The organism is Thermocatellispora tengchongensis (genome assembly GCF_014202315.1).
GTDB lineage: Bacteria > Actinomycetota > Actinomycetes > Streptosporangiales > Streptosporangiaceae > Thermocatellispora > Thermocatellispora tengchongensis.
Window position 1 is genome coordinate 38762 of record NZ_JACHGN010000020.1, and the last position, 24821, is coordinate 63582.

Genomic DNA, 24821 nt, shown 5'->3' on the forward strand with positions numbered 1-24821 from the left:
TCACCGTGGTCGGCGAGTCGGTCCTCGACCTGGTCAGCCGGGACGGCGGCCGCACCTACACCGCCCATCCCGGCGGCAGCCCGCTCAACGTCGCGGTCGGGCTCGCCCGTCTGGGCCGGCCCACCGCGTTCGTGGCCCGCATCTCCGGCGGGGCGCCTGGGGAGATGCTGCGCGAGCACGCCAGGGCGAACGGCGTGGATCTGCGCTGGTCGGTCCCGGCGCGGGAACCGGCCACCCTCGCGCTCGTCCGCATCGACCAGACGCGGCAGCCCGCCAACGACCTGTACGTCGAGGGCACCGCCGACTGGCAGTGGCAGGACGCCGAACCCCGCTTCCCGCCGAGACCCCGGGTGCTGCACGCGGGGTCTCTGGCCTCGTGGACGCCTCCCGGCGGCGACCGCATCGCCGCGGCGCTCACGCGGGCGCGGGCTGAGGACGGCGTGCTGGTCAGCTTCGACCCCAACGTCCGGCCCGCGCGGGCCTGGTACGCCGGCCCGCCGCGCGTGCGCGCGTCGTGGACACGGTCGGCGCGGGAGACGCCTTCACCGCCGGCCTGCTGGACGCGCTGGTACGCGACGGCCACGCCGATCCCCGCTCGATCGGCGGTCTGCCGGCCACGGCCCTGGCCGGGATCCTCGACCACGCGGCCACGGTCGCCGCGCTGACGCGGGCCGGAGCCGACCCACCCGTCCGCGAGGCCGTGGCCGGCAGGCTCGGTCGTCCCCGATGACCGGGGCCGTGTTCGTGTCCGTGTCCGTGTCCGTGTCCGTGTCCGTGTTCGTGTTCGTGTTCGGGGCCGGGTCTCCCTGGGCGGCGGTCAGGCGCGTGGGGCGGCCGGTGTGGACAGGCCCATGCCGAACAGGCGGGCGTCCACCTCGTTGAGGGCCAGGCGCAGCGCGCCCAGGGCGACGCTCTCGGCGCCGAGGGTGGAGGCGCGGATCTCGGGGACGCGCAGGCAGGTGCGGGCGAGCTCGCGGGCCAGGTGGTCGAGGATGAGGTCGGCGGAGCGGGAGAAGCCGCCGCCGAGGATGACGACCTGCGGGTCGAGGGTGAGGACCAGGGCGGCGGTGCCGACGGCGAGGTCGCGGGTGTAGCGGCGGACGGCGGTCCTGGCCGCCTTGTCGCCGGAGCGGGCGGCGTTGAACACCCAGGCCGCCGCGTTGTCGGTGTCGATGCCCGGGGGCAGGCTGGCGCAGTTCTCCAGGTGGGAGGGCGCGGTGAGCCAGCGTACGGCGCGCAGCGCGCCGATCTCGCCGGCGGCGCCGCCGTAGCCGCGGCGCAGCGTGCCGTCGATGATCAGGCCGGCGCCGGTGCGCATGCCCGCCAGCACGTAGACGATGTCGTCGGCGTCGCGGGCCGCCCCCTGCCAGCGCTCGGCGAGAGCGGCCAGCTTGCAGTCGTTCTCCACCTGGATCGGGCAGGAGAAGCGCGCGGCCAGGTGCTCGGCCGGGTTCACGCTCGCCCACCCGGGCAGCGGCGTGAACAGCGTGGTACGGCCGCTGGCGTCGACCGGCCCGGTCACGCCGACGGTGATCGCCCAGATCTCGTCCGGGCTCAGGCCGGCCGCGGTCAGGCACTCATCGACGGCCGCGTCGACGACGGCGAGCCGCGCTGCGGGGTCGGCGTCGGGGCCGACCGGCAGCCGGCTGGTCGAGGCGACGGTGCCGTCCAGGTCGGCGAGCATGGCCAGCACCTTGTGCGCGCCGACATCGACGCCGAGGACGTGCCCGGCGCCGGCGTTGAACCGGTAGCGGCGGGCGGGGCGCCCGACGACGCTGCTGCCGTCGGGCTCCACGACGGTGAGCCAGCCGTCGGCGACGAGGCCCTGCACGATGACGTCCGTCCCGGGCCGGGACAGCCCGGTGCGGGTGGCCAGCTCCGTGACGGTGGACGGCGGGTTGCCCCGCAGCGCCCGGACGATGCTGAGCGCGTTGAGCTCGCGCATCCGGGTCACGTCCGTCCCGGTCGTGACCAGAGTCCCCGTCGTGACCTGCTCGGTCACCGTCGCCCCCTCAATCCCCTTAATAATGCTGCACCCTTTACAAAAGGGTAGTCCGAAGTCAGGAGATCGGATACCGCTGCTCGTCGGCTGCGACGGCCGGGCCGAAGTCCACCTCGCGGCCGTCGATGGCGAAGACGTACCGGCCCTTCCGCACGACCTCCGGCCGGGCCGACAGGTACGCCGTCATGTCCGCCAGCTCCTCCGCGCGCAGCCACCCCGGCGGATCGGACACCGCACGGAAGCCGCACACCGTGGCCAGGTCGCGCAGCCAGCCGAGCTGCTGGTCGGTGAGCAGGTTCAGGCGGCTGCGGAAGTACACCACGTCGGGATCGACCTCGGCCAGCGGCGCGTGCCACAGCCGGTGCAGCGTGTTTACCACGGCGTTGCGCGCCATCGCGTCGGACGGGTCGTCGCTGGCGTAGTTCTGCCACATCGGCGCCACGTCCGGCCCGCTGCGCAGCCCGTCGAGCAGGCCGAGCGAGGGCAGCAGGATCGCGCCGCTGCCCAGCAGGTACACCTCCTCTCCCGCCGTCCGCCGGATCAGCTCCAGCGCCTGCCGGTAGGCATGCTCGCGCCCGACCCCGCCCTGCCGTACGCCGGGGGCGGCGCCGGCGTTGATGAAGTCGAGCTTGAGGTAGCCGAAGCCCCACTCGTGCACGACCCGCCGGATGAGCCGCTCCACATGGTCGAGCGCGTCGGCCCGCGACAGGTCCAGCGCCCAGTACCCGGTGCCCCAGTTGTAGCCGGCGACGACGGGCTCGCCCCGCTCGTCCCGCAGCAGCAGCTCGGGCCGCTCGCGGGCGGTGCGCGAGCCCGGCAGCACGATGAACGGCGCCAGCCACAGTCCCGGGGTCATCCCGGCGCCGGCGATCCGGTCGGCGAGCGCGCGCATCCCCGAGGGGAACTTGGCGTTCGGCTCCCAGTCGCCGACCATCTCCTCCCAGCCGTCGTCGACCTGCACCACGTCGAAGGGCAGCCCGTTCAGCGCGGCGATGTCCTTGGCGAGTCCCGTCTCGGTGATGCCCTCGTAGTAGGCGTACCAGCTACACCAGACGTTCCCGGCGCGCCGGGCGCCGCTGCCGAGGCGGGCGGCGAGCGCGCGGGTGTAGGCGCCGAAGACCTCCTCCTCTTCGCCGTATGCGAGGAACCACGGCGCCCCGTCGTCCTCGTACCAGCCGGCGAGCGTGTCGCGGTCGGCCGCCAGGCGCGGCGTGCCGATGCCGAGCGCGCCGAGCAGCAGCACCCGCCCGTCGCCGCCCTGCAGGGCGGCGACGGCCGAGGAGTGGTGGCGGGCCGGGTCGTCCCAGACGGGGTCGTCCGCGGTGACCCGGCGCCGCGGGTCGGCGATGCGCAGCGGCGGCTCCGACAGCCGCCGCCACCCGCACGGGCTCCACGAGTTCTGCCCGTGCCGGTAGAACAGCGCGTCGCCGAGGCCGTGCAGCACCGCCACCCGGCCGGGCGGCAGCACGACCCCGCCCTCGATCTTCTGGGGTGGCTCGGAGCCGGTCGGCTCGACGGCTACGGTACGGCCTGCCAGCTCGACGAGCAGCGGCATGATGCTCCTTCTCTGTGACGTCGCGAGGTCAGGTGACGGTGTTCAGGTGACGGTGTTCAGGTGAACAGCGCGTTGACCTGGTCGTTGGCCTTCTTCAGGGCCTCGGCGGCGCCGATCTGGCCGAGGACGACCGACTGGATCGCGTCCTGCACGATCTGGCTCACCTCGTTGCCGTGGTCGGTGATGGGCAGCAGGAACGTGCCGCCCGGCGTCTTCGTCGGGTCGAGGTAGGCCTGGACGTCACGCCCCTTGGCCTTGTGGGCGGCCGCGGCCTTGTCGCTCGCGCTCTTGATCGCGGGGAAGACGACGGCGTTGCCGGCGACGATGTTCTGGCAGTCGGCCGAGGCGAGGAACTTTACCCACTTCCAGGCCTCCTCCTTGTGCTCCGTGCCGGCGAAGATCGCGTCGGACAGGCCGTTGATGGCGGTCTTGCGCACGCCGGCCGGGCCGAGGGGCATGGGGGCGAGGGCGAACTTCTGCTCGGCGTCCGGGCCCAGGAAGGTGTTGATCGTCCACGACCCGGCGAAGGTCATCGCGCCCTTGCCGGCGTTGAGCACCGCGTCCCGGCCCAGGGTGGACTGCTTGTCGAACTTCGGCGCGTACCCCTTGTCGATGAGCTGCTTGTACCAGTCGATGGTCTGGGCGAGCTTGGGGTCATCGTACTTGTAGCGCGTTCCCCAGGGGTTCTTGTCCAGGTACGTCCACCCGTTGGCCACGGCCAGGTCGCCCCAGCCGTTCTGGCCCTGGGAGCCGTCGGCCCACTCCGGCAGGAAGCCGTACACCTTGACGCGGTTCTTGTCGAACTTCGGGTCCAGGCCGTTACGCCCGTCCTCGTCCACCGTGAGCTTGGCGATAACCTGCTGGAGCGTGCCGCCATCGGTGGGGTTCCAGGTGAGGTTCGCCATCTCCTCGGCCTTGATCCCCTGCTCGGCGAGCATCGTGCTGTTGTAGACGAGCGCGATGGTGTCCCAGTCCTTGGGCAGGCCGAACCGCTTGCCGTCCTTCACCCACACGTCGGCCAGGCCCTCCTGGTACTGGCTCAGGTCCACCTTGTCCCGGGTGACGTACGGCTGGATGTCGAGGATCTGCCCGCTGGAGACGAACTGCGGGTAGTAGGAGACGTGGTCGGTCCACACGTCCGGGGCCTGGCCCGCGGCGAGCTGGGTGGTGAGGTTCTGCCAGTACTGGGCCCACGCCGTCTGGGTGATCTTTACGGTGATGTTCGGGTTGGCCGCGTGAAAGGCATCGGCGCAGGCCTGGTACGAGGGCTGCTGCTTGTCGTCCCAGAGCCAGTAGTCGATCGTGACGTCGCCGCCGGCCGCGCCGTCCTGCGACTCGCCGCCGGACCCGCAGGCGGCGAGCGTGCCGGCGAGCGCCAGCGACAGCAGTGCCATGCCTGCCCGCTTGGTGGTGTTCATAGGTCGATGCCTCTCTTGCGGGGGGTTATTTGATTCCGGAGAAGTTCAGCGACTGGACCAGCCGCCGGCCGAGGAAGACCAGCAGGAGCAGAACCGGCAGGACCGAGAGGGTCGAACCGGCCATGAGCCCGGTCCAGTCGGGGCGGGTGTTGGGCGACTGCTGCAGGAAGACGCCGAGCGCGACGGTGAGGACGCGGGTCTCCTCCTCGCGTCCGACCAGCAGCGGCCACAGGTAGTCCTTCCACGCCCACACGGTCGTGGTGAGCCCGATGGTGATCAGCGGCCCGCGGCTCATCGGCAGCACGATGCGCCAGAACACGCCCCACGCGCCGTTGCCGTCGAGCCGGGCCGCCTCCTCCACGTCGCGCGGGATGGACAGGAAGAACTGCCGCAGGAAGAAGACCGCGAACGGGGTCATCAGTATCGACGGGGCCACCATCCCGGCGAAGGTGTTGACCCAGTCGAGGCTCTTCACCAGCACGAAGTTGGGCAGCAGCGTGAAGATCGGCGGCACCATGAGCGCGGCGATCATGATGCCGAAGACGAGCTCGCGCCCGGGGAAGCGCAGCCGGGCGAACGCGTACCCGGCCATCGCGCAGAAGAACGTCTGCAGCGTCGCGATCAGGCCGCTGTAGACGACCGAGTTGAGCAGGTAGCGGGCGAAGTCGATCTGTGCGCCCGACCCGCCCGCCGCGCGGGCCTCCTCCTGGGTGGTGAGCCCCAGGATGCGCTGGAAGTTCACCATCGTCGGGTTCTGCGGGAACAGGGCGCCGCTGTCGGAGTAGAGGTCGGCGGCCGGGGTGAGGGCCGTACGGACCATCCAGTAGAAGGGGAACAGGGTGAGCACGAGGGCCACGGCCAGGATTGCCCAGGCCGGCAACCGGCCGATCTTCGCGATGCGCCGCAAGGTGTTCTCTCCTCAGGCCAGGTCCGAGCGGGACGCCCGCAGCAGCCGCATCTGCACGACCGTGAGCACGCCGAGGATCAGCGCGAGCGTGAGTGCCGCCGCCGAGGCGTAGCCCATGTGGAAGTACTTGAAGGCCTGCTGGTAGATGAAGTAGTAGATGACTCTGATCGCGCTGCTCTCCCCGCTGCCGCCCGCGACCACGGCGACCGTGTCGAAGATCTGGAACGAGCCGATCAGCGACACCACCAGCACCAGGGCGAGGACGGGCCGCAGCATCGGCAGCGTGATCGAGCGGAACATGCGCAGCTCGCCGGCGCCGTCGATGGCGGCGCTCTCGTACAGGTGCTGCGGGATCTGCAGCATGCCGGCGTACAGCAGGAGCGCGGTGTAGCCCGTGTACGCCCAGGTGTTGACCATCGCGATCGTCGGCATCGCCCAGTCGGGCGAGACGAAGAAGCCGACCGTGCCGAGGCCGAGCGCCTTCAGCAGGTGGTTGACGAAGCCGAGGTCGGCGTCGAGCAGCCAGATCCACAGCAGGCCGACGGTGACGTTCGGCACCAGCCACGGCAGCAGCAGCATCGCGCGGAGCATCACCGACCGGGTGAGGCGGTGCATGAGCGCGGCCAGGAGCAGCCCGAGCAGCATCTGCGAGCCGATGTTGATCAGGACGTAGTAGCCGGTGACCGTGAGCGAGTGCCAGAACTGCGGGTCGCGCACGAGCTGGGCGTAGTTGTCCCCGCCCACGTAGGCCGGGTCGGTGAGCAGGTTGTAGTCGGTCAGGGAGTACCAGAATCCGCGGACCGTCGGGTAGCCGTAGAAGATCACGAAGCCGGCGATCGCGGGGATCAGGAAGATCCAGGCCGCCCGGCGATCGTCACGCGGCCGGGCCCGTCTTCGCCGGGGTGCGCCGGCATCGCGCGGCTCGGCGACCTGCGACCGTTCCTCGGTCCGCATCGTTCTCATCATCGTCCTCGGGGCTCAGTGAAATTGACCTCTTGTCACGCGGTCACTTCGGAATAATGATGTGAGGCATCGTAAGTTTGTCAATAGCTCCTCATATCTTGTGAGCGCGTAGCGACCTCTCCGAACCCTTCCGTCCCACGTCAACCCCCATGCGGCGGCTCATCCGCGGCCCGCCGCAGGCGCCTGCCGCCCACGTACTTCGGAGGTTCCTCAGTCATGCCTGCCTTAGCCCTGCCGTCGCGGCGGCTTCTCCGTGCCGCGCTCGCGGCCCTCGCCGCCGTCGCGCTGGCCCTGCTCCCGGCCGTCCAGGCGAGAGCGGCGGCCCCGGTCCCGGGCGGGGTGCCGCCGCGGCCCGCGGCCCCGCCATCGCCCGACCCGTCGCTCCAGGCGCATCCGCTGGCGTCCGCGCCCGCGCCGCTGGACAACCCGCTCAAGGGATTCGCCCGCTTCTACTGGCCCGGCAGCGACCAGAACACCGGCTACCCGCACTCCCTCATGTGGAGCTACTTCGGCCTGTCGGAGGTGATGACCGACCCCGGCGACTGCTCGAAGTACGACTGGTCGGTCCTGGACGACGCGCTGAACGAGATCGCCTCGTACGGCAACCAGGCGGCCGTGCGGTTCTACCTGGAGTATCCCGGCGGCAGCGGGAGCCACCCGGCCAACGCCATCCCGCGCTGCTTCGACGGGCACGTCACGTACCGGGCCAACACCTACTGGGGCACCACCAGCCCGGACTACGACAGCCCGTACCTGCTCGACGCGCTGAGCGACTTCATCGCGGCCTTCGGCGCCCGGTACGACGGCGACCCGCGCATCGGGTTCATCCACCTGGGCCTGATCGGGCTGTGGGGCGAGTGGCACACCTGGCCGTTCGACACCGACACCGGCGGTGACACCTACCCGAACTTCATGCCGACCGACGCGAACGCCACGCGGATCCTCCAGGCGTACGACGACGCGTTCGACGAGACCAAGCTGGAGATGCGCTACCCCGACTCGGCGGGAGGCGCGGCGACGAACCGGGACATCGGATACCACGACGACTCCTTCTGCTACCGCGAAGGCTCGCCGCCGGCCGGCGTCACGCTGCCGCGGTCGCTCGGCGGGGCCGGCTACGCCCAGCTCCAGCGGGCCCTCGACGAGGGCGCCGAGAACAAGTGGATCACCGCCTCGATGGGCGGCGAGGTCCGGCCCGAGATCCAGTCCTCGGCGTTCGCGTCCTGGCCCGGCGGCTCCGGGCAGGTGGACGACATGAAGGCCTGCATCGAGCTGGAGCACACCACCTGGAAGATCAACGAAGGAAGCCGGAACTACGCGCCGGGCGACCCGAACGTGGCGGCCGCCGTCCGGCTCATGGGCTACGACCTCACCGTCGACAACGCGTACTTCAAGAACACCGCGAGCGGGACCACCAACGTGGGCGTGCGCATCCGCAACAACGGCGTGGCCCCGTTCTACTACCCGTGGACGGTCACGCTCGGCCTGAGGAACGGCGCCGGCACCGTGGTCAAGACCTTCGACACGTCCTGGGACCTCCGCACGGTCATGCCGCTCAAGATCCGCGCGTTCCCCGACTGGGGCGTGGGTTCAAATCCGACATATCTTGACTTCGGGTATCCGCAGTACTTCCAGACGAGCGTGAACCTGTCCGGCGTGCCCAACGGGAGCTACCAGTGGGTCCTGCGGGTGAAGAACCCGCTGGAAGCCGTCTCCGCCAACGCCAAGAAGCTCCGCTTCGCCAACGCCACCCAGGGCCCCGACGGCTGGCTCGGCCTCGGCTCGGTCACCGTCGGCACCGGCGGCGGCGACACCACGGCGCCGGCCGCGCCCACCGGGCTGACCTCTCCGTCGCGCACCGCGGACTCGGTCACCCTGTCCTGGACGGCGTCCACCGACAACGTCGGCGTGACCGGATACCGCATCTACCGCGGCGCAACCGAGGTCGGCACGTCGGCGACGACCTCCTTCACCGACACCGGGCTGGCCCCCGCGACCTCCTACACCTACACCGTGAGGGCGTACGACGCCGCGGGCAACACCTCCGCCGCGTCCGCGCCCGTCACCGTCGTCACCCTGCCGTCGCCGGCCACCGGCCTGGTCCTCGACGACTTCGACGGCGACCCGGGGTATCCGTCGGCCGCACGCAACGACCTCGGCCGGTGGACCGGCGGCAACTGCTTCCTCAACGGCGGCGGCTCCGGCGCGGAGTCCGGCGGGGCGCTCAGCCTGCGGTACGACAACTGCGGCTGGTTCGGCAGCGACGTGAACACCGGCCTGTCCGCGTACACCCACCTCGTCATCCGGATCAAGGGCGCGGCAGGGGGCGAGCAGGCCCACTTCAACCTCAGCCTCGGCGGGGTGACCAAGGTCTTCGGTGACTTCACCCTCGACGGCGGCGGCCGCCCGGCCATCACCACCGCCTACCAGGACGTCAAGATCCCGATGTCCGCCAACGGGATCGACCGCGCGTCCCCCGGGCAACTCGCGATGGGCTTCTGGTACGGCGGCAACGGCACCGTCGCCATCGACTCCATCTCGTTCCGGTGACGCGCCGGGGAGGCCGGTATCGGACGCGGCTCGGATGCCGGCCTCCCCGAGCGTCACTCCGGGGCGCGGGGGAACTCCGAGCACCGGAAGGAGCCGAGCCGTTCGGCCCTGCCGCGCCGGATGACGACCGTGACGGCGTCGGGGTCGATGTTCGAGCGCGCGGCCAGGGCGCTCGCGGCGGTGCAGGTGAGCTGCCCCAGCCACAGGTTCTGGGAACGCGACCTGACCGGCGCGCTCTCGCGGGGCACCGGTACGGGGTCGGCGAGGGTGATGCGGACCCTCGCCGTGTCCGAGGTGACCTCGGCCGGCGTGTCCATGCCGGGCTGCAGCTCGGTGCGTAGCCCCTGCCGCCGCTCGGCCGAGGTGGGCCCTTCCAGCAGCAGGTCCAGCGTGTCCCGCACCGAGGGCCACGGCATGGGCCGGCTCACGGCCCGCAGCCGCGCGTCCGAGACGAAGTAGAGCCGGGTGCTGGGCTGGAAACCGGTGGGGGGTTCGCCCCCGTCCATCACGCCGGTCGGGCTGATGGCGCAGCCGGCCAGCAGGGAGGCGGCCGCCAGCGCCCATGCCGGCACGCGGGCGCTCATCTCGGCTCCGCACGAGGCGGCGAGAAGGTCTCGGGCCGGGCGGCCGGGGGCGTCGGGCGGCGGGGGAGTGTGATCCGGAACAGGGCGCCGCCGCCGGGCGGGTTGGCCACGTCGATCGAGCCGCCGTGCAGGCGCGCGTTCTCCAGGGCGATGGCCAGGCCGAGCCCGCTCCCGTCCGACCTCGCCCGGGCCGCGTCGGCCTTGAAGAAGCGGTCGAAGACGTGCGGGAGAAGATCCGGGTCCACCCCCGGGCCCGCGTCCTGGACCTCGATGACGACGTGGCCGGTGTCCCGCGGGCCGTCCGCGCGCAGCCGTACGGTGACAGGGGGAGCGCCGTGCCGGAAGGCGTTGCCGACCAGATTGGCCACGATCACGTCGAACCGGCGCGGGTCCATGCGTATCCGCACACCCGGGGGCAGGTCCAGGACGGCGCTGTCGTTCCAGCCGCGGGTACGCAGGCAGCCTCGGATCGCCTGCGCCACATCGACGTCGTCGAGGATGAGCCGCACCGCCCCCGCGTCGAAGCGGGAGATCTCCATGAGGTCCTCCACGAGCCGCACCAGCCTGCCCACTTCCAGGTTCAGCAGCCGGGCCGCCTGGGCCAGGTCGCCTTCGAGGTGGCCGGCCTCCTCCTCGAACATCTCCGCCATCGCCAAGATGGACGCGAGCGGGGTACGCAGCTCGTGGGACACGTCGGCGGCGAACCTGCGGGCCCTGACCTCCATCTCGCGCAGCTCGGACACGTTGGCCTCCAGGGCGGCGGCCGTGGCGTTGAAGGTCTTCACCAGCCGGGCCAGTTCGTCGCCGCCGGTCACCTTCAGCCGCGTGTCCAGCTCACCCGCGCCCAGCCTGCGCGCCGCCCGGTCGAGATCGCGGACCGGACGCAGCACGCCCCCGGCCGCCAGCAGGGCGAACAGCACGGCCAGCGCCAGGACCGGGAGCACGCCGTTCCACGCGGCGGCGACCAGCGCGTCCTGGTCCGCCGCCTCCTTCTCCAGCGGGGTCACGAGGTAGACCTCCACTCCGGAAGGGGTCCGCTGCCGGCCCAGCAGCACCGGCGTGCCCACGACGAGGTACGGGGTACCGGCGGAGACGACGCGCTGGTAGACCAGGCGATGCCGCCCGGCGACGCTGCTGCGCAGCGCGGACGTGATCGGCCCGGTGCCGTCTCCAGAGGCGATCAAGCCCGAGCCGCGGTAGACGGCGGCGCCGGTCGCCTCCAGGAACGCGGGGGCCACACCGTTGGCGAGCCGTTGCAGGGCCGCGCGGTCGGGAGGGTGCTGCATGTTCTCGGTGAGGGACGCGACGCGCAGCCGGAACTCGTTGACGACCGACCACTCCGTCCGGGTCAGCATCAGGTCGCGTGACTGACGGTAGACGAGTCCGGCGGCGGTCAGCGCGCTCAGTCCGGCGAGCAGCACGAACACGACCACCAGCCGGGCCCGGAGCCCGCGCAACCCCAGCGGGAGCCGCGGCCTCCGCCTGCCTTCTCCAGCGGGTGTCACAGAGGGCCGAACCGGTACCCGAACCCGCGCACGGTCTGGACGTACCGGGGCTTCGACGGCACGTCCTCGATCTTCGTGCGCAGCCGTTGCACGCACGCGTCCACCAGCCGGGAGTCACCCAGGAAATCGAGGTCCCACACCGACTCCAGGAGCTGCTGGCGGCTGAAGACCTGGCCGGCCGCCGCCGACAGCTCCAGGAGCAGCCGTAGCTCCAGCGGCGGCAGTGTGATCTGGACGCCGGCCTTGCACACGGTGAGCGCGCCGCGGTCGATCGTCAGGTCACCGTGCACCTCGGGCCCGGCCCCGGACGCCGCGGACGGGCTCCCGCGCCGCAGCACCGCGCGGATCCGCGCCTCCAGCACGCGCGGCCGTACCGGCTTGACCACATAGTCGTCGGCGCCCGCCTCCAGGCCGCTGACCACGTCCAGGTCGTCGCCACGGGCCGTGAGCATGACGATGGGCGTGGGGCCGTCCGCCCGGATCCGGCGGCACACCTCGAAGCCGTCCAGGCCGGGAAGCATCAGATCGAGCACGACGATGTCCGCGGGGGCGCCCCGCAGCCGCCGCAGCCCTTCCTCGCCCGTGCCGACGGCGTCGACCTGGTGGCCATGGCGGCTGAGCGAGAGACGCAACCCCTCCCGCACGGACGGATCGTCCTCGATCAGCATCACTCTGGCCACCGTCCAAGTATCCGGCTTGGTCACCGCGATTCCGGAGGATAGCGATATTCATTACACGCTCATGACATTCCACTCATCGCCAGCGGACATCGCCCTGCCAGCATCTGAGCGCTCTCCATCGGAACCCTGAACGCGGGCGGTGTGTGGCCGCCCCTAGGAGGATGTATGCGATTCGCTCGTAACGCCCTGGCCGCGGCGGGGCTCGCCGTCGCCGTGCTGAACGGCGCCGGACCGGCCCTGGCGGCCACGGCGCCCACCCCCGTGCCGTCACCGGCCAAGCCGTCGGAAGAGGCGCCCCACCCGGTGCCGGAGGGGGCTCCGGAGACCGGCGGCGGCAGCGGCGAAAGCGTTCTCGTGCCGGTCGGCGGGGTCCTTCTCGCGGCGGGGGCCGGGACGGGCCTGCTGGTGCTGCGCCGCCGTAAGCACGCCCGGGTGTGAGGTGCCGGGTGTGACAGGGAGCGGCCACCGGGCTCTCGGCCTGGCGGCCGCCGCCCTCACCGTGACCGGCGCCGTGCTCGTGGGCACCGGTGTCCTGCCCCCGGCGACCCCTCCGGCCCCGCCCCAGGCGGTGGAGGCGAGTCACCCGTCCCGCGGGCGAACGCCGGAGACGGGCTCCCGTTCGGCCGCTCCCGTCCTGCCCCGTTCCGAGCCGCGCCGCCTGGACGTGCCGAGGATCGGCGTGCACGTTCCCCTCTCCCGGCTCGGCCTCAACGCCGACGGGACCGTGCAGGTGCCGCCGGTGGACCGGCCCGAGCAGGCCGGCTGGTACGCGCGCGGCTACACGCCCGGGGAGCGCGGGGCGGCCGTGATCCTCGGACACGTGGACGGCGACGGACGCAGGGGCGTCTTCCACGATCTCGGCCGGCTGCGCCGCGGCGATACCGTCTCCGTCACCCGCGCGGACGGGTCGGTCGCCACCTTCGTGGTGCAGTCGGTGGAACAGGTGCCCAAGAGCCGTTTCCCCTCCCAGCGGGTGTACGGTCCGCTCGACCACGCGGGCCTGCGCCTGGTGACCTGTGGCGGCGGCTTCGACCGTCAGACCGGCCACTACCGGGACAACGTCATCGTCTACGCGCGTCTCGCCTGATCGGCCCCTCGGGCGCCCACATGGCCGCCGCGGATCAGTACCGCGCCGCGACGCCGCTGTTGATCTCCACGAGCAGCACCGTGGCGGCGGTGTGGCCCAGCGGGTCCTGGTGCGGCGGCCGGGCGAGCGCGGCGCGGGCGTGCCGTACGGCGTCGCGGACCGTGTGCAGGCCGAGCCGGCGCGCGGTGAGCGAGTCGATCGCGGTGCCCGCGTCGATCCGGCGCGTCGCCAGATTGAGGTACGTCGCCAGCAGCTCCGCGCGCAGGGTGCGCGGCTGGAGCAGCGGGAGGCGGAACGCGTCCGCGACCTCGGCCTGCGACAGCGCGCCGTCGGCGTCCGCGTCGAACCGGGTGTCGGTGGCCTGGACCCGGGCCAGGGCCTCCGGCGTGCGCAGGCCGGGCAGCAGCGACCAGAGCGTGACGAGCATGGGGTCGCGGGTGGGCGCGACCGTGGTGATCCGGGTGCTCGCCGAGGTCGCGGCCGGGGTGAAGGAGCAGCCGCCGTCGGCGAAGCGCACCGAGACCGGCACGGAGACGGTCGCGCCCTCCGGGTGGAGCAGGCCGGGGCGCGCGGTGAAGGCCACGGCGGGCGCGGCGGCCCCGGCGGCGATCGGCCCGGTGTCCCAGCGCAGGGTGGTGGTGCCGTCGGCGTCGCGGACGACGGCGTCCGGCCGCGGCCCCGCGCCCTGGTCGAGCGGCGGGCTGTAGTACGTCTCGGCGGGCAGCGTGGCGGTGACCGTGGCCGAGGTCACCGGTCCGCCGCCCGTGTTGCGGTAGGCGAGCGTGTAGCCGATCGCCTCGCCCGCGTTCCCGGCCGGGGCGGCGGTCGCCGTCACCTCCAGGACCGGGCGGCGCACCGTGGTGGAGGCCGTGGCGGTGTTGTCGCCGAGCGTGCCCTGCTCGGGGGAGCCGTACTCGTTGGTGCCCGTCACCTGGACCTTGCCGGTGAGGGTGGCCGCGTCCGGGGTGCCGCACGGGATCGTGTAGGTGAAGGTCTCGGTGGCCTCGGCCCCGGCCGCCAGGTCGGGCAGGGGCCGGTTCACCGCGGGACCGTCCGGCGGGGTGCCGGTGAGCGCGACCCGCCGGGCGGCGGCGGGCCCCTTGTTGGTGGCCGTGGCCGTGTAGGTGAGCGTGTCGCCGGCGCCGGCCTCGGCCTTGTCCACCGTCGCGGTGACGGCGAGGTCGATGGGCGAGTTCAGGCTGAGCGCGGCCTCGCCGGTGATCTCGTCGCCGGCGGCGCCGGAGGCGCCCTTGTGCGCGCCGTCGGCGAACATGCGGCTCTGCCGGAAGTTGTACCGCGCGTGCTCCCAGTCGTTCCACGCGCTCAGGGTCTGATCGGGGGAGGCGGGGCAGGAGGTCGTGTCCTCGCCCAGCCGGACGTGGTTGATGTCGGCGGTCACGCCGGTCTGGTACTGACCGTCACCGTTCCAGTCGGCGGCGGCGTCGGCGTAGCCGGAGTGGCGCACCCCGCCCACGCCGTAGACGACGCTCTTGGGCTCCACCTCGTTCTCCGTGCCCGGGACGGCGGCGACGGTCTCGTCCAGGCCGCCTTTCTCGTTCAGCGTGCCGCGCTCCTCGTCCTGGAAGTCCGGCGTCCTCTGCGAGAGGTTGGCGGGGAACTGGTAGAGGTAGTTCATCACGCTCAGGTAGTGCGGCTTGCAGTTGATCGGGTCCGCTCCACCGTGCTGCAGGCCGAGGTTGTGGCCGAGCTCGTGCAGGAACACGCCCGCCTGCACTGCGCTCAGCCCGCCGTTCCTGGCGATCATCTCGTCGGTCCAGGCGCCGAGCGTGATCACGAAGTCGTTGCCGCCGGGCAGGGCCGTGCCCGCCCGCAGGGCGTCCGCGACCGTGGCGGCGGAGTCGTCGCCGGTCTCGGCGTAGCCCGACGTGGTGCCCCGGTCCGCGAGGGCGTGGGCCAGGATCCCGTAGTGGTACACCAGCCGCTTGGCCCCGAGGATGTTCTCGCAGTTCGAGGACTCGCGGTCGGCCCGGGTGCCGAACGTGCCGTCGCACGGGCGCTCCGGGTAGCCGATCTTGAGGTCGTCGAAGTCGTCCAGGCCGCCCGGTCCCTTGGTGTCGAACCGCAGGAACCGGATCTCCGACACCGGGTCCACGTCGCGGTCCACGTGGAGCGCGATCCCCTGCTCGGCGAACTCCCACTGCGCCCGGCCCACCGCCTCCGGCGAGATCGTACGCGGGCGCCGGCAGAAGGAGGTGGCGGGGTCGGAGCGGTCGCACAGCATGGCGTCGAGCTCGACGAAGACGTCCTTGCGCTCGGGATCGACGGCCTCCTCGTGCAGGGCGAAGTCCACATCGCCGTCCTTGTCGTAGTCGATGCCCTTGGTCTCCCACTCGTCGGGCAGGCCGTCGCCGTCGGAGTCGGGCAGCGGCAGGACCCGCACGGTCACCGTGCAGGTGGCGATGGCGGTCTCTCCCGTGTCGGAGGTCTCGACGTCCAGCACGATGTCGGCCGGGCCGAGCCCCAGCCCGTACGCCGGCCCCAGGTCGATCTCGGCCTGGTGGGCACGCCCCTCGCCGAGCACGTGGCTGAGGACGACGTGCTCGGGCCCGTAGTGGAAGTTCTCCCGCATCACGACCCGGAACACCACGGCGTGATCGCTGTCGTTGGTGAACGCGACCTCGGCCGGCAGGCTGTCTCCCTCCATCATGAACAGCCCGCCCGCCGGGAACTCGCACGAGGCCCGGACCGGCTCGGCCGCGTGCCCCGGCAGCGGCACCAGCGCCACCGCGGCGACCAGCAGGGAAACCAGGATCGTACGGACGGGTCCGCGCTGCCGGGCGTGCATACCGGTGGCCTCCTCAGGTGTGCTCCCGGCAGATCGTCGCCGATCGGCGCGCCCGCGCCATGAGTAGGCCCCTACTCAACCCATGGTGAAGGTCGGGCTCCCGCTCGCCACCGGAGCGCGGAAGGCGGCAGGCAGCTCGAGGATCGCTCGCCGGCTCACCGGCGGCGTGACCGCCGGCGCGGTTCCGGGAGGGCCGCGGCGATGCAGTCGAGGACGCGCTCCAGCCCGTACCGGAACTGGTCGTCGCGGCTCAGGCGCGGGTGGCGGGCCTCCATCACGATCTTGGTGAAGATCGGGTACTCCCCGCTCCCCACGATCTGCCGGATGCGCGGGGAGCTGCGCGCCATCCACTCCGGCTCGCTGAGCCCGCTGCGGCGGACCTCCTCGGCCGAGCTGATCTCCTCGCGGACGGCGCTCTCGACGTAGCCGTGCAGGATGGCCATGAGGCCGAGGTTCTCGTCGATGGACAGATGGGGGTCGAGGACCCCCATCACCCGTTCGATCAGGAGCAGTTGGCTGGGGCCGAGGCCGGCGAGCGACCGCTGCACGGTGGCGATCCACCGGTGCCGCAGCCACATCGCCCGCACCTCCCCGGCGTAGTGCGTCAGGTCCGCGCGCCAGTCGCCGGAGGGCAGTCCCGCGACGTCGATCTCGCCCATCAGCCGGTCGGCCATGAGCTCGATGAGGTCGTCACGGCTCGGGACGTACCGGTAGAGGGACATCGCCCCCGCGCCGATCTCGGCGGCGATCCGCCGCATGGTGGCGGCCTCCAGCCCTTCGGCGTCGGCGATCCGGATCGCCGCATCGGTGATCTGCGCGCGGCTGTAGGCCGGTTTCGGCCCGCGGGCCGGGCGCTCGGGCCGCATCCAGATGCTCACGTGCTCGACGCCGGCCACCGTTCCACCCCCTATTGCGTACATAGTACCCAGTAACCTAGTCTGGCGGCATAATCGCGTACAACGTACCCAGTGGAGGGATCATGGCCGACCCGAGCGTGGTCGCCGAGGGCGCGACCCGGGTGCCGGGCGGCGGCGACCACCCGGACCGGCGGCGGATCGGCGACGACGAGCGCGACACGGCCGTGCGGCGCCTGCGCGAGGCGTACGCCGAAGGGCACATCCCTCACGAGGAACTGGACGAACGCCTCCACCAGGTGCTCACCGCCGAGACGCGCGGCGAGCTCGCGTCGGCTCTGGCCGCGCTCCCGGAGGAGAGCGCGGGCGCCACGTCCACGATCGCCGCCGTCGGCGGACGGATCAGGCGCCGCGGCGCATGGCGAGTACCTCGGACGCTCAAGGTCGAGTCCGCCCTCGGAAGGGTGCGCCTGGACCTGTCCCGGGCGGTCATCGAGCACCCGGTGATCGACATCGAGCTGCACCTCGGCACCGGCAGCGCCCGGATCACGGTCCCCCGCGACGCGATCGTCGACATCGAGGACCTGCACACCGGATGGAAGGACCCGATCCACAAGACCCGGCGCCGCTCCCGCCCCGGCGGCCCCCGGATCCGGATCTCCGGGTCCATGGGGTTGGGACGGTTGAAGATCCGCCACGCGCGGCGTTGAGACCCGGCACCCGGGCGTCAGTGATGCCCGCCCCGGGCCTGCGCCTGTTCGCCGGCTCGCAACAGGGCGTAGACCGCCTGGTTGGCCGGGGTCGGGACGCCGTGCCGGCGGCCCAGTGCGGTCACCGCCCCGTTGAACAGCTCGTACTCGGTGGGCCTGCCGGCCAGCCTGTCGTAGAGCATCGAGGTGCCGTCCTCCGGGCCCAGCTCGGAGTAGAAGGCGAGGATCCGGGTCACGTCGTCCGGGCCGAGGTCCGCGCCCGCCGCCCGGCCCACCGCCACCGCCTCGGTGAGAAGGGCCGTGGCCAGCTCCCGGACCTCCGGATCGCCGAGCACGCTCATCCGCCGCAGCGTCAGCGCGGTGATCGGGTTGGCCGCCACGTTGGTCAGCAACTTGCGCCACGAGGCGGTGACGAAGTCGGGCTCGCCCCGTACCTCGATGCCGGCCGGAGCGAGCCCGGCCAGGCGGTCGGCGGGCTCACCGGCGGGCACCACGATCAGGGTGCCCCGGTGGTGGCGCACCCGCGCGGGACCGACCCGCTCGGCCGCGATGTACACCAGCGCGGGGAGCGGGGTGGCCGGCCCGACGAGACCGGCCACCCGTCCCAGGTGGCCGATGCCGTTCTGGCACACCACCACCGTCGTCCCGGCCACGCACGTACGCGCCAGCCATGGGGCCGCGGCCCGGGTGTCGTGCGCCTTGGTGCACAGCAACACCCATTCCGCCGGGGTCGCCGCCGCGGGGTCGGTGACCATCCGTACCTTGAGCTCGTGCACCGAGCCGCCGCGTTCCAGGACGAGCGGGCCCGGCACCGGCCGGGTGCACGCGACGACCTCGTGTCCGGCGTCGGCGAACGCCGCGGCCAGGACGGTGCCGATCCCTCCGGCTCCGATGACGGCGATGGAGCTCAACGGTCCCGCGCTCCCATCGCCGGCCTCATCACCCTCATCACCGCTGATCCTCCATCAGCCTTGCCGATCATCCGGCCAGGTCCGCGGCCGTCCGGGCCGCTCGCACGGGCGGTCACAGGGTGAGGACCCCGTCGGCCTGGAGCCGGGCCAGCTCGCCGTGGTCCACTCCCAGGCCGCCGAACACCGCCGCGGTGTCGCGGCCGATCCTGGGCACACCGTGCGATTCGCCGATCCGCCCGCCGTCGATCCGAAGCGGCGGCGCCAGGTACCGCCCGTGGCCCGACGCGCCGATGTTGCGTGCCTGGACCTCGGTCGCGGTCACCACCTCGGCGGGGCTGAGCACCGGTTCGGCGGGCACGCCCCGTCCGGCGATCCGGGCGCGCACCTCGCCGGCCGTCAGCTCGCGCAGCCGCCCGGCCAGGCGGGTGTTGAGCTCCTCGCGGCGCGCGACGCGTTCCTCGAACGTCACGGCCGACAGTTCCGGCAGATCGAGCGCTTCGCACAGCGCGCGCCAGTGATGCGCCTCGTACGACACGGCCAGGCACAGGCGGGTGCCGTCGTCGAGGGGGTAGACGTCGTATCCGGCCGGGGCGACCGGCGTGGCATTGCCCGGGAGGCCGGCGAGTTCGCGGGTGAGCGCGAAGAGGTTCAGGGTCAGCGCGCTGTCCCGCATCGCGGTCTCGACGGTGACGGCCGCCCTTCCCCGCGCCCGCCCGGCCAGGGCGGCGAGGGCGCCGATGGCGGTGACGAAGCCGGAGACGATGTCGATGACCGGCACCGCGCCGGCCCGTGGACGCACGCCGTCGAGCAGTCCGGCCAGGGCCTGGAACACCAGGTCGTGTCCGGGGTGGGAGGCGTACGGACCGGCGAGCCCGAAGGAGGAGACGCTGACGACGCACAGGTCCGGGAACCGGGCGCGTAGCTGGTCCGGGTGGACGCCGAGCTTGCGTGCGACCTGCGGACGCTGTCCGGTGATGACGGCGTCGGCGGTGCCGGCGAGGCGCAGGAACAGCGCGAGCCCGCGGTGGTCGCGCAGGTCGAGCGACACCGATCGCTGGTTGCGGGACAGCGCGGCGAAGACGGCGGGAAAGATACGGGCGGGGTCGCCGGGCGGCGGGCGTTCCACCGTGATCACCTCGGCGCCGAGGTCCGCGAGCAGCAGCGCGGCGAGGGGGCCGGGAACGGTCTCGCTCAGGTTGACGACCCGGATCCCGTCGAGAGGGCCGGCGGTCATGCCCGTTCCTCCTGGCGGTAGCGGGCGCGGAGGGCACGCCGGTCGAGCTTGCCCGTCGCGTTGTACGGCAGGTCGTCCAGCACGACGAGCCGCCGGGGGACCTTGAAGCCGGCCAGCCGGCGGCGGCAGAACTCCTGCACCGACTCCAAGGCCGGGGCGTCGTGCGGTGCGACGGGCACCACGGCGGCGCAGATCGTCTCGCCCCAGCGCGGATCGGGCACGCCGAACACGGCGGCCTCACGCACCGCGGGCAGCTCGGCCAGCACCCGCTCCACCTCGGACGGCATGACGTTGAAGCCACCGGTGATGATCACGTCGCTGATGCGGTCGACGAGGTGGAGGTATCCGGACCGGTCGAGGTAGCCCACGTCACCGGTGCGCAACCAGCCGTCCGCGTCCAGCGCCTTCGCCGTCGCCTCCGGGTCGCCGTAGTACGACGTCATCACGGTGTCGCCGCGCACCTGCACCTCACCGCACTCGCCGGCGGCACAGCGCTCGCCCTCGGCATCGACGACGCGCAGGTCGATGAAGGGCACCGGCCTGCCGGCGGCGTCCCCCAGCTCGGGCCTGACGCCGGCCGCGGCGCGGTGATCGGCCGGGGTGAGCACGGTGATCGGCAGGAGGCTCTCGCTCTGCGCGTAGACCTGGTACAAGGCGCCGGGGAACGCCCGCACGGCGGTGGCGAGATCGGCGCGGCCGATGGGTGAGCCGCCGTAGACGATGGCGGACGGCGACGGGACGTCGTGCCCGGCGGCGAGGGCCGCCCTGGCGAGCGGGCCGATCACGGTCGGGACCGCCGAGAGCAGCGTGACCCGGTCCCGGACCATGCGGTGCAGCACCTCTTCCACCACGAACGAGGGCGTCACCTCCTGGTCGGCGCCCTGGCAGGCGAAGGCCGGGAGGAGATGACCCGCGGCGTGGCTCAGCGGTATCGCGTGCAGGGCGCGATCCCCCGGCCGCACCGGAACGGAGATCAGCACGTTGCGGACCATCGCCGCCATGCTGCGCTGGGTGGCCACGACCGCTTTCGGCTCCCCTGAGGTGCCGGAGGTGAACAGCAGGGCGGCGGGGGCCTCGGCGGGCGGCGCCGGGGCCGGCCCCGGCTCGGGCCGATCCGTCAGCGCCGCGAAGCCCGGCGGGCCGTCTCCGTCCAGTTCCAGCACCGGAAGGCCGCCCCGCACCGCGGGCTCCGCGCGCAACCGGCCGGCCCATTCGGCATCGACGCACAGCAGCCTCGGCCGCGCCGTCGCCAGGATCGCCGGAAGTTCCCGGGGATTCAGTCGCCGGTTGAGGCCGACCCGGACGAATCCGCCCAGGAAGCACGCCTGGTCGAGGATCGCGTACTCCATCGAGTTGGCGGCGATCGTGACGACCCGGTCGCCCGGGTGGAGGCCCAGCTCGGTCAGTCCCGCGACCGCCCTGCGCACCAGGGAGCCGAGCTCCCCGTACGTCACCGCCCTGCCGGCGCCGCGCAGCGCGACGAGGTCCGCGTAACGGGCGTGACCTCGCCGCAGCAAGCCGCCGATCGTCGGCGTCGCACTCATCCCGCCTCCCCTCACACGCCGGCTATGACGACACCGGAGGCGATGGCGTCGAGCGTCGCCACGCCGCCGCCGACGGTGTGGGCCAGGGCGAGCGAGGCGCCGCCGACCTGCCGTTCTCCGGCTCGCCCGCGGAGCTGCGCGACCAGTTCGACGACCTGGCCGACACCGGTCGCCCCCACCGGGTGGCCCTTGGAGAGCAGCCCGCCGCCGGCGTTCACCGGCACCCTGCCGCCCAGGCTCAGCTCTCCGCCGGCGACGGCGTGCAGGGCCTTGCCGGGACCGGCCAGTCCCAGCGCCTCGACCGACATGATCTCCCCGATCGTGAACGCGTCGTGGACTTCGGCCAGGTCGATGGCGTCCGGGGTGACCCCCGCCGCCGCGTACGCGCGACGGGCGGCGAGGCGGGAGGGCCGGGAGGTGCCGAACTCCGTCGCCGGCCCTATGGGGGAGCCGGAGGCGAGTCCGGACCCCAGCAGCCATACCGGGTCGTGCCGGGACGACACGGCGTTCTCGGCCGCCAGCACCAGCGCGGCGGCGCCGTCGGCGTTCGCGCAGCACTGCAGCAGGGTCAGCGGGTCGGCGACCGGCCGGGAGCCCAGCACCTCCGCGCGGGTGACCGGCTTGCGGAACATCGCCTGCGGGTTGGCGGCGCCCGCGGCGCGGTTCTTGACGCTGACCTCGGCGAGATCGTCCAGGTCGGCCCCGTGGTCGTAGGCGTAGCGCTGGGCGTTGAGCGCGTAGATGGCGGGCATGGTCAGGCCCAGCAGCGTCGGACGGTCGGTCCGGTCCAGGGTGATCCCGCCCTGGAACCTCCCGGTCATCTTCTCCGCGCCCACGACGAGCACGACGTCGTGCACCCCGGCGGCGACCGCGAGGCGGGCCAGGTGCACGGCCGTGGTTCCGCTCGCGCAGGCGTTCTCGGCGTTGACGACCGGTACGCCGTGCACACCGGCGCGGGCGAGTATCCGCTGGCCCGCGCCGCCTCCGCCGAGGACGTTCGAGGAGAACGCGGCCTCGATCCGGCCGGGCTCGAAGCCCGCCTCGGCCAGCGCGGCCCTGGCCGCGGAGCCGCCGAGATCCTCCAGCGAGGCGTCCTCGTGCTTGCCGAACGGCACCGATCCGGTCCCGATCACGGCGACCCGCCTGCTCGTCATGGGTGGTGCTCCTCGACCTCGAAGATGTAGTGGTCCGGTTCGGGTGCGGCGACCAGCCGTACCGGCGTGCCGATCGGCGCGGCCCCGCCGCGTACCCGGGCGAACAGCCGCGCCCCGGGGGCGAAATCGGCGTACGCCAGGGTGTAGGGCACGTCGGCACCCGGCGGCGCGACCCGGACGACCGTGCTGGAGACGACCTCGCCGGTCTCCGCGAGGGTGACCTCGCCGAGCCTGTCGTCTCCGCAGTAGGGGCACCGGTCCGGGCCCTCGGGGAGCGGGAACGCCGCGTCGCAGCAGGCGCAGCGACGGGCGGCCGGCAGGGCGGAGGCGGTCTCGGGCGTGCTCACAGCGCCACCGAGTAGCCGCCGTTGACCGGGATCGTCTGCCCGGTCACCCAGGAGCTCGCGTGGGAGCTGAGGAACAGGACCATGTTCGCCACGTCCTCCGGTTCGCCGAAGCGGCGGATGATGTACCGCTTGAGCTGGGCCTTCGCCGCTTCCTCGTCCGCGAGCATGTCGGCGACGAACGGGGTGCGGGTGGCGCTGATCGAGACCGCGTTCGCGGTGATGCCGAAGCGGCCGGTGCTCCGGGCGACGGCCCGGGTGAACCCGGCCGCGCCGGCCTTCGCCGCCGAATAGACCTCGAGGCCGGGTTCGCCCTGGCGTCCCGCGTCCGAGATCACGGTGACCACCCGTCCGGTGCCGTGCTCGCGCATCAGCGGCACCCCGTGCCTGACGCAGTTGAACACGCCGTAGAGGTTGGTGCCCAGCCACCGCTCCCAGTCGCTCGGCTCCTCCGACCAGAAGTCGGAGAAGCCCGCGCGCCCGCCTGGGCCGGCGTTGCCCGCGTTGTTGACCAGGGCGTGCAACTGGCCGTACTCCTTGCCGACGCGGGCGAAGGCGTCGGCGACCTGTGCGTAGTCGGTCACGTCGAACGCCAGCGGAAGGGCCTCGGTGCCCTGGGCGCGCACCTCCTCCGCGGTCTTCTCGGCACGCTCCTCGTAGAAGTCGTTCACCACGACGGCGCGCGCGTCGTGCGCCGCGAAATGCAGGGCGACCGCACGGCCGACCCCCTGCCCCGCGCCGGTCACCAGGGCGACCCGCCCCTGCATGGACAGTAGATTCTGCTTCACGTCTCCGCCTGTCGGTGCGATGGAAGTGCCGTCACGCCGGCTCGAAGATCGACGGGCCCTGGAGCGCGCCGCCGTCGAGAAGGGTTCTGGCGATCACGAAGTGCTGGATGGTGGGCGGGCCTTCCTCGACCACGTTCGCGCGGGCGTCCCGCAGCATGCGTTCGACCGGGTATTTCCGGGTGAATCCGATCCCGCCGAAGACGAGCAGCGCCCGGTCGGTCACCCGGCAGACGGCCTCCGACCCGAACAGCTTGCACGCCGAGGCCTCGATGGGGATGCGTAGGCCCGCGTCGAGCTTGGCCGCGGCGTCCTCCAGCATGGTGCGCAGGGCGTACACGTCGGCGGCCATCTCCGCGAGGTAGCGCTGAATGGACTGGCGGGCGCCGATCGGACGGCCGAAGGTCACCCGGTCGTTGGCCCGCGCCACGCTGAGGGCCAGGGCCTGTTCCGCGGTGCCGAGCGAGGAGGCCGCGACGAAGACCCGGCTGACCTCCATGCCCCGCTCGATCAGGCTCAGGCCCTGCCCTTCCTCGCCGAGCCGGTTCGCCGCGGGCACGAGCACGTCGCGGAAGGTCAGGTGGCCGTGCTGGAGTCCCCGGGTGCCCAGCGTTCCGGGCAGCGGCTCGATCGTCAGGCCGGGCCGGTCGCGCTCGACGAGCACGGCGCTCACCCCGCGGGCGCCGGCGTCGGGATCGGTCTTGGCGAAGACGATGAAATGGCTCACCCAGTCGGAGTTCGTGGTCAGCCATTTCTGCCCGTTGACGCGATAGTCCTCCCCCTCGCGCAGGCAGGTGGTGCCGAGGTCGGCGCCGGTGCCGTGGTCGGGCTCGGTGATGCCCATGCCGAAGGACGCGTGACCGGTGGCCACCAGGGGCAGGAGCTCGTCCTTCTGCTCCTCGCCGGCCAGCATCGCGAAGACGTGGGCGGAGGAGTTGTGGGCGTGGACGAACCCGCGCAGGCCGCCGTGGACGCGCGACAGGTCGGCCAGGATCGGCAGGTACTGCGAGACCGTGAGGCCGGAGCCGCCGTACTGCTCGGGGATCAGCAGCCCGAAGGCGTTCACCTCGCGCAGCGCCGGGACCAGGACGTCCTTGGGTATCCAGTCCGTCTCCTCGATCTGGTCCTCCAGCGGGGGGATGAGGTCCCACATCGCCCGCGAGATCGCCTGGCGCAGCTTGCGATAATCGGTGTCGTCCATGCCCGTCCTTTGCCGGTCGTCGGGTTG

General features: G+C 72.6%; 22 protein-coding genes and 1 pseudogene. 6 read left to right on the top strand and 17 right to left on the bottom strand.

From position 1 onward, the window contains the following. Positions 1–5: 5 nt before the first annotated feature. Positions 6–461, top strand: a pseudogene (locus HNP84_RS37075) (PfkB family carbohydrate kinase); the annotation flags it as partial. Between the two features lie 53 nt (positions 462–514). After that, the gene (locus tag HNP84_RS56915; RefSeq protein WP_376772018.1) at positions 515–730 is read left to right on the top strand and encodes a hypothetical protein; all 216 of its coding nucleotides are present in this window, start codon (positions 515–517) and stop codon (positions 728–730) included. Between the two features lie 87 nt (positions 731–817). Here the strand turns inward: HNP84_RS56915 and HNP84_RS37080 are convergent, their stop codons facing one another. From HNP84_RS37080 to HNP84_RS37100, 5 genes are read right to left on the bottom strand one after another with little or no spacing between them, the layout of a single operon-like run. Next, positions 818–2002 carry an ROK family transcriptional regulator gene (locus tag HNP84_RS37080; RefSeq protein ID WP_221337242.1) on the bottom strand — a complete coding sequence of 395 codons (1185 nt, stop codon included), beginning with the start codon at positions 2000–2002 and terminating at the stop codon, positions 818–820. A 58-nt stretch (positions 2003–2060) separates the two neighbouring features. Beyond that, complete coding sequence (locus tag HNP84_RS37085; RefSeq protein WP_185054698.1) at positions 2061–3557, bottom strand: glycoside hydrolase family 36 protein; 1497 nt, start codon at positions 3555–3557, stop codon at positions 2061–2063. Positions 3558–3613: 56 nt separating this feature from the next. Next, complete coding sequence (locus HNP84_RS37090) at positions 3614–4975, bottom strand: ABC transporter substrate-binding protein (RefSeq protein ID WP_185054699.1); 1362 nt, start codon at positions 4973–4975, stop codon at positions 3614–3616. Positions 4976–5000: 25 nt separating this feature from the next. Further along, positions 5001–5882: a carbohydrate ABC transporter permease gene (locus HNP84_RS37095; protein ID WP_185054700.1), complete on the bottom strand. Its 882-nt coding sequence runs from the start codon at positions 5880–5882 to the stop codon at positions 5001–5003. Positions 5883–5894: 12 nt separating this feature from the next. Further along, on the bottom strand, positions 5895–6836 hold the full coding sequence (locus HNP84_RS37100; RefSeq protein ID WP_185054701.1) for a carbohydrate ABC transporter permease: 942 nt from the start codon (positions 6834–6836) through the stop codon (positions 5895–5897). Positions 6837–7061: 225 nt separating this feature from the next. Here HNP84_RS37100 and HNP84_RS55505 point away from each other — a divergent pair, with 225 nt between their 5' ends. Further along, on the top strand, positions 7062–9395 hold the full coding sequence (locus tag HNP84_RS55505) for a fibronectin type III domain-containing protein (protein WP_185054702.1): 2334 nt from the start codon (positions 7062–7064) through the stop codon (positions 9393–9395). A 53-nt stretch (positions 9396–9448) separates the two neighbouring features. Here HNP84_RS55505 and HNP84_RS37110 read toward each other — a convergent pair whose 3' ends face one another. From HNP84_RS37110 to HNP84_RS37120, 3 genes are read right to left on the bottom strand one after another with little or no spacing between them, the layout of a single operon-like run. Then, a complete protein-coding gene (locus tag HNP84_RS37110) occupies positions 9449–9979 on the bottom strand; it encodes a hypothetical protein (protein WP_185054703.1) in 531 nt (176 codons plus the stop codon). Further along, complete coding sequence (locus HNP84_RS37115; protein ID WP_246519178.1) at positions 9976–11436, bottom strand: ATP-binding protein; 1461 nt, start codon at positions 11434–11436, stop codon at positions 9976–9978. Before HNP84_RS37115 ends, HNP84_RS37110 begins: the two co-directional genes overlap by 4 nt. 44 nt (positions 11437–11480) lie before the next feature. Then, positions 11481–12164 carry a response regulator gene (locus HNP84_RS37120; protein ID WP_185054705.1) on the bottom strand — a complete coding sequence of 228 codons (684 nt, stop codon included), beginning with the start codon at positions 12162–12164 and terminating at the stop codon, positions 11481–11483. 165 nt (positions 12165–12329) lie between these two features. On the opposite strand from HNP84_RS37120, the gene HNP84_RS37125 reads away from it, so the two are divergent. Beyond that, complete coding sequence (locus HNP84_RS37125) at positions 12330–12602, top strand: hypothetical protein (RefSeq protein ID WP_185054706.1); 273 nt, start codon at positions 12330–12332, stop codon at positions 12600–12602. A 10-nt stretch (positions 12603–12612) separates the two neighbouring features. Next, positions 12613–13251, top strand: a complete 639-nt coding sequence (locus HNP84_RS37130; protein WP_312926600.1) for a class F sortase — start codon at positions 12613–12615, stop codon at positions 13249–13251. 34 nt (positions 13252–13285) lie between these two features. On the opposite strand, the gene HNP84_RS37135 is transcribed toward HNP84_RS37130, so the two are convergent. Both HNP84_RS37135 and HNP84_RS37140 read right to left on the bottom strand, forming a co-directional pair. Beyond that, entirely contained in the window at positions 13286–16057 is a 2772-nt protein-coding gene (locus HNP84_RS37135) for a CARDB domain-containing protein (protein ID WP_185054707.1), read from the bottom strand. Positions 16058–16212: 155 nt separating this feature from the next. Continuing rightward, positions 16213–16953: a TetR/AcrR family transcriptional regulator gene (locus tag HNP84_RS37140; protein WP_185054708.1), complete on the bottom strand. Its 741-nt coding sequence runs from the start codon at positions 16951–16953 to the stop codon at positions 16213–16215. A gap of 83 nt (positions 16954–17036) precedes the next feature. Between HNP84_RS37140 and HNP84_RS37145 the strand changes: the two genes are divergently transcribed. Further along, a complete protein-coding gene (locus HNP84_RS37145; RefSeq protein WP_185054709.1) occupies positions 17037–17621 on the top strand; it encodes a DUF1707 SHOCT-like domain-containing protein in 585 nt (194 codons plus the stop codon). Positions 17622–17638: 17 nt separating this feature from the next. On the opposite strand, the gene HNP84_RS37150 is transcribed toward HNP84_RS37145, so the two are convergent. From HNP84_RS37150 to HNP84_RS37180, 7 genes are all read right to left on the bottom strand, one after another. Continuing rightward, positions 17639–18532: a 2-dehydropantoate 2-reductase gene (locus HNP84_RS37150; RefSeq protein ID WP_185054710.1), complete on the bottom strand. Its 894-nt coding sequence runs from the start codon at positions 18530–18532 to the stop codon at positions 17639–17641. A gap of 112 nt (positions 18533–18644) precedes the next feature. Further along, a complete protein-coding gene (locus HNP84_RS37155) occupies positions 18645–19766 on the bottom strand; it encodes a CaiB/BaiF CoA transferase family protein (RefSeq protein ID WP_185054711.1) in 1122 nt (373 codons plus the stop codon). Further along, positions 19763–21310 (bottom strand): class I adenylate-forming enzyme family protein, encoded by a 1548-nt coding sequence (locus HNP84_RS37160; RefSeq protein ID WP_185054712.1) that lies wholly within the window; start codon positions 21308–21310, stop codon positions 19763–19765. Before HNP84_RS37160 ends, HNP84_RS37155 begins: the two co-directional genes overlap by 4 nt. Positions 21311–21321: 11 nt before the next feature. Further along, positions 21322–22464, bottom strand: coding sequence for a thiolase family protein (locus HNP84_RS37165; protein ID WP_185054713.1), 1143 nt, complete (start codon positions 22462–22464; stop codon positions 21322–21324). Then, positions 22461–22811 (bottom strand): Zn-ribbon domain-containing OB-fold protein, encoded by a 351-nt coding sequence (locus HNP84_RS37170; RefSeq protein WP_185054714.1) that lies wholly within the window; start codon positions 22809–22811, stop codon positions 22461–22463. The genes HNP84_RS37165 and HNP84_RS37170 overlap by 4 nt, the downstream gene beginning before the upstream one ends. After that, positions 22808–23596: an SDR family NAD(P)-dependent oxidoreductase gene (locus HNP84_RS37175; RefSeq protein WP_221337244.1), complete on the bottom strand. Its 789-nt coding sequence runs from the start codon at positions 23594–23596 to the stop codon at positions 22808–22810. The genes HNP84_RS37170 and HNP84_RS37175 overlap by 4 nt, the downstream gene beginning before the upstream one ends. A gap of 31 nt (positions 23597–23627) precedes the next feature. Then, complete coding sequence (locus tag HNP84_RS37180; RefSeq protein ID WP_185054715.1) at positions 23628–24794, bottom strand: acyl-CoA dehydrogenase family protein; 1167 nt, start codon at positions 24792–24794, stop codon at positions 23628–23630. Positions 24795–24821 lie beyond the last annotated feature (27 nt).